Source organism: Microbacterium sp. (assembly GCF_044508325.1).
Lineage (GTDB): Bacteria > Actinomycetota > Actinomycetes > Actinomycetales > Microbacteriaceae > Microbacterium.
In genome coordinates this window covers 45,321-53,376 of record NZ_JBIQHX010000017.1, presented here as the reverse complement: position 1 = coordinate 53,376, position 8,056 = coordinate 45,321, and the positions used below count along the sequence as shown (strand labels likewise).

Annotated in this window: 10 protein-coding genes; 9 read left to right on the top strand and 1 reads right to left on the bottom strand. The window is 71.5% G+C overall.

The window, feature by feature from the left end:
* The 5 genes from fdhD to ACIWQI_RS12940 form a co-directional block, all read left to right on the top strand.
* The coding region (fdhD, locus tag ACIWQI_RS12960; protein WP_396657991.1) for a formate dehydrogenase accessory sulfurtransferase FdhD at positions 1-694 on the top strand (694 nt) is incomplete at its 5' end.
* Between the two features lie 168 nt (positions 695-862).
* Positions 863-2,347 (top strand): glyceraldehyde-3-phosphate dehydrogenase, encoded by a 1,485-nt coding sequence (locus tag ACIWQI_RS12955; protein WP_396657989.1) that lies wholly within the window; start codon positions 863-865, stop codon positions 2,345-2,347.
* Positions 2,344-2,751, top strand: coding sequence for a DUF3054 domain-containing protein (locus ACIWQI_RS12950; protein ID WP_396657988.1), 408 nt, complete (start codon positions 2,344-2,346; stop codon positions 2,749-2,751). Before ACIWQI_RS12955 ends, ACIWQI_RS12950 begins: the two co-directional genes overlap by 4 nt.
* A gap of 45 nt (positions 2,752-2,796) precedes the next feature.
* Entirely contained in the window at positions 2,797-3,297 is a 501-nt protein-coding gene (locus ACIWQI_RS12945) for a bifunctional nuclease family protein (RefSeq protein ID WP_396657986.1), read from the top strand.
* A gap of 1 nt (position 3,298) precedes the next feature.
* Positions 3,299-3,943, top strand: coding sequence for an NAD(P)H-binding protein (locus ACIWQI_RS12940; RefSeq protein ID WP_396657985.1), 645 nt, complete (start codon positions 3,299-3,301; stop codon positions 3,941-3,943).
* A gap of 55 nt (positions 3,944-3,998) precedes the next feature.
* Here ACIWQI_RS12940 and ACIWQI_RS12935 read toward each other — a convergent pair whose 3' ends face one another.
* On the bottom strand, positions 3,999-5,045 hold the full coding sequence (locus ACIWQI_RS12935; protein WP_396657983.1) for an LLM class flavin-dependent oxidoreductase: 1,047 nt from the start codon (positions 5,043-5,045) through the stop codon (positions 3,999-4,001).
* Between the two features lie 77 nt (positions 5,046-5,122).
* Here ACIWQI_RS12935 and ACIWQI_RS12930 point away from each other — a divergent pair, with 77 nt between their 5' ends.
* The 4 genes from ACIWQI_RS12930 to ACIWQI_RS12915 form a co-directional block, all read left to right on the top strand.
* Entirely contained in the window at positions 5,123-5,992 is an 870-nt protein-coding gene (locus ACIWQI_RS12930) for an SDR family NAD(P)-dependent oxidoreductase (RefSeq protein WP_396657982.1), read from the top strand.
* Positions 5,993-6,062: 70 nt separating this feature from the next.
* Entirely contained in the window at positions 6,063-6,536 is a 474-nt protein-coding gene (locus tag ACIWQI_RS12925) for a GNAT family N-acetyltransferase (protein ID WP_396657981.1), read from the top strand.
* Positions 6,533-7,621, top strand: coding sequence for a DNA glycosylase AlkZ-like family protein (locus ACIWQI_RS12920; RefSeq protein WP_396657979.1), 1,089 nt, complete (start codon positions 6,533-6,535; stop codon positions 7,619-7,621). The genes ACIWQI_RS12925 and ACIWQI_RS12920 overlap by 4 nt, the downstream gene beginning before the upstream one ends.
* Positions 7,622-7,637: 16 nt before the next feature.
* On the top strand, positions 7,638-8,056 hold a 419-nt coding region (locus ACIWQI_RS12915; RefSeq protein WP_396657977.1), incomplete at its 3' end, for an OsmC family peroxiredoxin.

Below are 8,056 nucleotides of genomic sequence, written 5' to 3'. Positions count from 1 at the left end.
CGCGACAGGCTCGGGGAGCGCGACAGGCTCGGGGAGCGCGACAGGCTCGGGGAGCGCGACAGGCTCGGGGATCGCGACAGGCTCGGGGAGCGGGGCGGACGGCAACACGTACAACGTGCTCGACGTCACGCTCGCGCCCGGTGTGCCGGCGCCGGTGCCCAACCGGAACTTCTACACCACCAGTTCGTGCGGCGTGTGCGGGAAGGCGTCGATCGACGCGGTCGAGACCGTGTCGTCATACGACGTCGCCGCCGACGACAGCACGGTCAGCGCGCTGACGCTCACGGGCCTGCCCGAGCAGCTGCGCGCTCAGCAGGCGGTGTTCGACAAGACCGGCGGCCTGCATGCCGCGGCTCTGTTCGATGCCCTCACCGGCGACCTGCTGGTGCTGCGCGAAGACGTCGGGCGGCACAATGCGGTCGACAAGGTGATCGGCTGGGCGGCGCTGAACCACCGTCTTCCGCTGCGCGGCACGGTGCTGCAGGTATCCGGCCGCGCGAGCTTCGAGCTCGTCCAGAAGGCGGTGATGGCCGGCATCCCGATGCTCGCTGCCGTGTCGGCGCCGTCGTCGCTGGCGGTCGAGCTGGCCGAGGCATCCGGCCTGACCCTCGTGGGGTTCCTGCGCGGCCCGTCCATGAACGTGTACACGCGTCCCGATCGCGTCGTCGACGTGGCGGCCGCGACCACGCGCTGAGACGCTGTCGCGGCAGCGCCGAGACCACCGAGTGGGAATCGCCCGGCGTCTGCAGGGCGGGCGTCATCGTAGAATGGAGGGTGACCCCGTCTTTTCCTCCCGCGCGCTGAGCTGCGCGCGGTCGTCATATGCGCCCGGCGGGATCCGCCGCGCGCGAAGGAGCGCCACATGAACAGCCCGGTCGACGCCCACCGCCGCAACTGGATCGCCCGCGAGGAGCAGGCCGAGCGGATGATCCCGCTCGTCGGCGGCCTCTATCGCAACCACGGCGTGGTCACCTCGATCCACGGGCGTCGGCTGATCGGCCTCTCCTCGATCGACCTGCTGAAGGCCCACAAGTTCGCCCGCCAGGCCGGCGCCGACGAGCTGTCGCTGGACGCCTCGACCCGGGTGCTCGAGGCGCTGCTCGAGCTCGAGCCGGGCCCGGCATCCCTCGACATCGCCCGCCTCCACCAGGCGTACGTGGACCGCGGCGACGGGGCCGACCTCGTCGACTTCCTGCGTGGCGAGCTCGTCGAGATCCTCGACGGCGAAGACGGCCCGGCCCGGCCGAAGGATGTCGTGCTCTACGGGTTCGGCCGCATCGGCCGGCTCCTCGCCCGCCTCCTGGTGGGGCATGCCGGAAGCGACGCGGGGCTGCGGCTGCGAGCCATCGTGGTGCGCAAGGGCAGCGAGGACGACCTCGTCAAGCGCGCGAGCCTGCTGCGCCGCGACTCGGTCCACGGCCCGTTCGCCGGCACGATCGCCGTCGACGAGGAGAACAGCACGATCCTGGCCAACGGCACGCTCATCCAGGTCATCTACTCCGACGACCCCTCGACGGTCGACTACACCGCGTACGGCATCGAGGACGCGATCGTCGTCGACAACACCGGCCGGTGGCGCGACCGCGAGGGCCTCGAGCAGCACCTGAAGTCGAAGGGCGTCTCGCGCGTGCTGCTGACCGCCCCGGGCAAGGGCGATGTGAAGAACATCGTGTTCGGCATCAACCAGGACGACATCACCGACGACGACCGCGTCCTTTCGGCGGCATCGTGCACGACCAACGCGATCACCCCGGTGCTCGCGGCGATCGACGAGGCCTACGGTGTCGTGCGGGGACACGTCGAGACCGTGCACTCGTACACGAACGACCAGAACCTCATCGACAACTTCCACAAGGGGAGCCGGCGCGGCCGCTCCGCCGCGCTGAACATGGTCATCACCGAGACCGGGGCGGCCAAGGCCGTCGCCAAGGCCCTGCCGCAGCTCGCCGGCAAGCTCACCGGCAGCGCGATCCGCGTGCCCACCCCGAACGTGTCGCTCGCGATCCTGAACCTGACCCTCGAGCGCACAGCGCCGCGCGACCAGCTCAACAGCTATCTGCGCGCCGTGTCGCTGCACTCGAAGCTGCGTCAGCAGGTCGACTACATCGAGTCGCCCGAAGTGGTCTCGACCGACTTCGTCGGCTCGCACCGTGCCGGCATCGTCGACGGGCTGGCCACGATCGCCGACGACGACGATGTCGTCGTCTACGTCTGGTACGACAACGAGTTCGGCTACAGCTGCCAGGTGGTGCGCGTGATCGAGCACATGGCCGGAACCCACCCCATCGTGCTGCCCGAGCGGGCCAACGTCACCCTCGAGACGATGGCGGAGCTGGCCGGGGCGTGACCGGCCCGCACGACGTCGTCGACGAGCGACGCGCGTATGCCGCGAAGCCGCTGATCGGCGCCTTCGTCCTCGACGCGGCCCTCGTCGTGGTCTTCACCGTGATCGGCCGGCTCAGCCACGACGAGCATCCGCTGGCCGGGCTGTGGACCACGTCGTGGCCGTTCCTGCTCGCGCTCATCGTGGGCTGGGCGATCAGCTTCGCGTGGCGGGCGCCGACGGCTCCGGTGCGCACCGGGCTGCCGGTATGGGCGGTCACCGTCGCGGGCGGCATGCTGCTGCGTGCAGCCGACGGGCAGGGGGTGCAGCCGGCGTTCGTCGTCGTGGCATCCGTCGTCCTGCTCGCCTTCCTCGTCGGCTGGCGCCTCGTCGCCGCCCTCGCCGGCCGGGCTCGCCGGACCGGCTGACGGCAGACCGCATCCGTGCCTACGATGGGCAGGAGGGAGGCTCGGATGCTTCAGGTTCGCGTGGCAGGTGTGGCCTTGGATGCATCGGGCCAGCACGTGCTGCTGCTCAAGCCCATCGAGGAGCTGCCCGGCGAGGGCCGGGTGCTGCCGATCTGGATCGGCCAGATGGAGGCGACGTCGATCCTCATCGCGGTGGAGGGCGCCGACGTCCCCCGCCCGCTCGCCCACGACCTGATGCGACGGCTGCTCGAGGTCACCGGCGCCGAGGTGGTGCGGGTCGCGGTCGCGCGCATCGAGGACGGCACGTTCTACGCCGAGGTGACCGTGTCCACCGCCGACGGCGAGCAGGTGGTCGATGCGCGGCCCTCCGATGCCATCGCCCTCGCGTCGCGCACCGCAGCTCCGATCTGGGTCGCCGACGAGGTGATGGAGGACGCCGGGGTCACCGACTTCCTGCCCGAAGAGGACGTGTCCGAGCGCCTCGACGAGTTCAAGCGCTTCCTCGACGACATCGAACCAGAAGACTTCGTCGATCCGGAGGCCTGACATGGCGCGCATCCTCATCATCGGCGGGCACGGCAAGGTCGCCCTCCTGCTCGCCCCGCTGCTGGTCGCCCGCGGCGACACGGTCACCTCCGTCATCCGCAATCCCGATCATGAGGCGGAGGTCGCGGCCACGGGCGCAGCGCCCCTGGTCGCCGATGTCGAGGAGCTCGACCTCGACCAGCTCACCAACATCGTGGCCGGCAACGACGCGGTCGTCTGGTCCGCCGGCGCCGGGGGCGGCAACCCGACCCGCACATATGCGGTCGACCGGGATGCGGCGATCCGGTCGATGGATGCCGCGATCGCGGCCGACGTCCGCCGCTACGTGATGGTCTCGTACTTCGGCGCGCGCATCGACCACGGCGTCCCGCCGGGCAACTCGTTCTTCGCCTACGCGGAGGCCAAGGCCGCCGCCGATGCGCACCTGCACGCCAGCGGGCTGGACTGGACCATCGTCGCGCCGACCTCGCTGACGCTGGATCCCCCGACGGGTCGCATCGACGTGCACGCCGCGGAGTCGCGCTCGGTGCCGCGGGCGGACGTGGCGGCGGTGGTCGCCGCCGTCCTCGCCGACGACGCGACCGTGCACCGCACGATCCGGTTCAACTCCGGCGACACGCCCATCGCCGAGGCTGTCCGGGTCTGACCCTGCGGCGGTCCCGTCGCCGTCGTCCCGACGCGCGGGCCGGCTGAGACGACCGTCACGCCGTGGTCGGCACCCAGCCCAGCGCGGGCGCGACGTGCGTGGCGAACGACTCGACCACGCGCAGGTTGAACTCGACGCCCAGCTGCGAGGGGATGGTCAGCATGAGCGTGTCGGCCGACTGCACCGCCGCGTCCTCCTTCAGCTGCTCGACCAGCACGTCGGGCTCGGCCGCGTACGTCTTGCCGAAGGTCGAGCGGAAGCCGTCGATGTAGCCCACCCCGCCGCTCTCCTGCCGCCCGCCGAAGTACAGGTGATCCTCGGCGGTGACCAGGGGGAACACCGACCGCGACACCGAGGTGCGCGGCTCGCCGGCATGGCCGGCCTCGCGCCAGGCGGCGCGGAACGCGTCCAGCTGCTCGGCCTGCAGCAGGTCGAACGGGATGCCGCGGTCTTCGGTGAGCAGCGTCGACGACATGAGGTTCACGCCGATGCGCCCCGCCCACTCCGCGGTCTCGCGGGTGCCCGCGCCCCACCAGATCCGGGAACGCAGACCGGGGGAGTGGGGCTCGACGCGAAGCCGGCCGCTCCCCGAGCCCGCCGCGGGGCCGCCGCCGAAAGGACTCGATGGATCCGGCTCGGCCAGACCCTCCCCCTCGATCGCGCGCAGGAACAGGTCGAAGTGCGCACGGGCGATGTCGGCGCCGCGTGGGTCCTGCGAACCGGTGTACCCGAAGACCTCGTAGCCGCGCACGACGGTCTCGGGCGAGCCGCGGCTGACGCCCAGCGCGAGGCGCCCGTCGCTGATGAGGTCGACGGCCGCGGCCTCCTCGGCGAGGTGAAGCGGGTTCTCGTACCGCATGTCGATGACGCCGGTGCCCATCTCGATCCGCTTCGTGCGCGCCGCGATCGCCGCCAGCAGCGGCATGGGCGAGGACTGCTGCCGGGCGAAGTGGTGCACGCGGAAGTACACGCCGTTCACACCCAGTTCGTCCATCCCCTGCGCGAGGTCGATGGCCTGGTGTATCGAGTCGGCGGCGGTCAGCATGCGGCCGCCGCCGAGAGGTCCGTAATGGCCGAACGAGAGGGTTCCGAAGCGCTGCATGACGTGTGCAACCGTACGCCCGTGCCGTCCATTCCGGTGAATGGATGCCGGCGGCCACCGCGCTACGCTCGGTTCTCGTGCGGGCACTGGTCACGGGCGGCAGCAGCGGAGTCGGGCTGCAGATCGCCCGGCGCCTCGCCGCGAGCGGTGCCGAGGTCGTCCTGCCCGTGCGCGACCGGGACCGCGGCGCACAGGCGGTCGACGCGATCCGCGCCGAGGCGCCCGCGGCGCGACTCGCGCTGTGCGACCTCGACCTTGCGAGCCTGGACTCGGTGCGCGCCTGCACCGCCGACCTGGTCGCCGGAGGGGCGCCGCTCGACCTCGTCGTGCTGAACGCGGGCGTCGTGCTGCTGGGAGATCCCGCCCGCCACGTCACCGGCGACGGTTTCGAGCTGCATTTCCAGACGAACTTCCTCGGCCACGCGGCCCTCGTGCTGGGGCTGCTGCCCCGGCTGCGCGATTCCGCCGCGCGGGTCGTGGTGCAGTCGAGCCTGGCGTCGGCGTTCTTCGGCGTGCGGTGGGACGATCTGCAGCGGGAGCGACGCTACGGCGCGCTTCGCGCGTACGGCTCCTCGAAGACGGCGCTCGGCCTGTTCGCCCTCGAATTGGCACGTCGCGAGCCTCTGCTCTCCGTGCACATGTGCCATCCCGGCGTGGTGCCCGCGACCCGGATCGCGCCGGACGCCCGCCGGCGGGTGTGGCCCGGCGTCCGCGACTTCGCCGTCCGCCACCTCGGCAACCCGCCTGCCGCCGCGGCGCTGCCGGCGCTCGCCGCGGCGACCGCCGATGCCGCTGCCCCCATGTTCTTCACGCCGTCCGGCCCGCTGCAGATCGCCGGCAGGCGGGCGCGTGCGCGGCGCCCGTTCCGCCGCATCTCGGATGCCGAGGCGGGTCGCCGCGTGTGGGAGCTCGCGGGTCAGCTCACGACCCGGCGACGAGCACAGTGACGATCGGGGCGGTGACCCGATTGCGGGTGCCCCTCGTGCGCGCGTCGGAGGCGGGGTGCAGGATAGGGGCATGGCCGGCGACGTGACGCTGCGGGACGCGACGGCGGGTGATGCCGCGCGGGTGGCGCAGGTGTGGGAGTCGGCGTGGCGTGACGGACACGTCGGGCATATCCCCGATGAGCTGCTCGTGCACCGTACGACGCGCTCGTTCGTCGACCGGACCCCGGCGATGCTCGATCGCACCGTCGTGGCCGAGCTGGGCGGCCAGGTCGTCGGCTTCGTGACCCTCTCCGGCGACGAGCTCGAGCAGCTGTTCGTCGACGCCTCTGCGCGCGGCACCGGGGTGGCATCCCTGCTCCTGGCCGAGGGCGCCCGCCGGCTGCGCGCGGCCGGCGCGACGCCGTGGCTGGCCGTGGTCACCGGAAACGCGCGTGCACGCCGCTTCTACGAGCGCGAAGGCTGGCGGGATGCCGGCCCGTTCTCGTACGAGGCCCCGATCGACGGCGGCACGATCCCCGTCGAATGCCATCGGTACGAGCTGTGACGCACGTCCTCACCCGCGACCAGGCGCGCCGCATCATCGTGCGCGCGCAGCTGCTGGACGCCGATCGCCCCGGCGATGTGGTCGAGGTCGCCGAGCAGCTCGGCTACATCAAGATCGACCCGACCGCGACGATCGCCCCCTGCGAAGACACGGTGCTGTTCTCGCGCATCGGCTGGTCGTACGAGCATGGACAGCTGCAGAAGGCGGCCGAGATCGACCGCCAGCTGTTCGAGTTCGACGGCGCGTTCCGGCCCATCAGCCTCCTGCCGCTGATGCTGCCCGGCATGCGACGGTGGCCGCAGCGGGAGAGCACCCGGCAGTGGCTCGAGGCCAATTCGGCCTTCCGCGCCGACGTGCTCGCGCGCCTGCGGGCCGAGGGCCCCCTGCTGACCGGTGACATCCCCGACACCGCGCAGGTCAGCCGACCGCCGGACGGCTGGTACGGCAAGAATCAGGTTCCGATCATGCTCGACTTCCTCACCCGGCAGGGGGAGGTCGCGGTGGTCGGGCGCCAGGGCCGGCACCGCCGATGGGACCTTGCCGAGCGGGTGTATCCGAAGGATCTGCCGGAGTACGACGAGGACGCGGCATCCCGCCTTCTCGCCGAGCGTCGCCTGCAGGCGGCGGGTCTCACCAAGCCGCACTGGTACTGGAGCGGCGTGGCAAAGGATACCGGCGAGGCCGCCGTGGTGGAGGGCAGCACCGTGAAGTACCGGGTCGACCCCGACGCGCTGGCCGCCCTCGAGGACGACGGCGGAGGCAGGGTGGCCTTCCTGAACCCCTACGACAGCCTGCTGTTCGACCGGAGGCGACTCGAGGAGCTGTTCGAGTTCACCTACGTGCTGGAGCAGTTCAAGCCGAAGGCGCAGCGGGTCTACGGGTACTTCGCGCACCCGATCCTCCTGGGCGACCGGTTCGTCGGCATGCTCGATGCCGAGGTCGACCGCGGGAAGGGAGTGCTGCGGGTCAACGCGGTGCACGAGTTCCTGCCGTTCGAGCCCGAGGAGCACGACATGGTCCGCGCGGAACTCCTCGAAATGGCGGAGTGGCTCGGTGTAGAGTTTTCACAAGAACAACTTGGATGAACTCGAAGGAGCCGCCGTGCCCATCGCCGTACGCAGTATCCGCACAGAGTGGGAGGGCGCGCTGGCCACCGGCAGCGGCGTGTTCGCCGGGGGCAGCAGCGGCGCCCTGGACGGGCTTCCCGTGACCTGGGCCGCGCGCACCGAGCAGCCCGGGGGAAAGACGAGCCCGGAAGAGCTGGCGGCCGCCGCGCACTCGTCCTGCTTCTCGATGGCGTTCGCCCTGCGGCTCGGAGAGCACGACGTCACCCCGCAGCACATCTCGGTCGAGGCGACCGTCACCTTCGACGCCGTCGACGGCGTGCCGACCATCACGACGTCGGCGCTGAAGGTGCGCGCGAGGATCGAGGGTCTGGACGACGACCGCTTCGCCCGGATCGTCGATGAGGCCGCCGAGCTCTGCCCGGTGTCACGCCTGTTCGCGGGCGCCCGGATCAC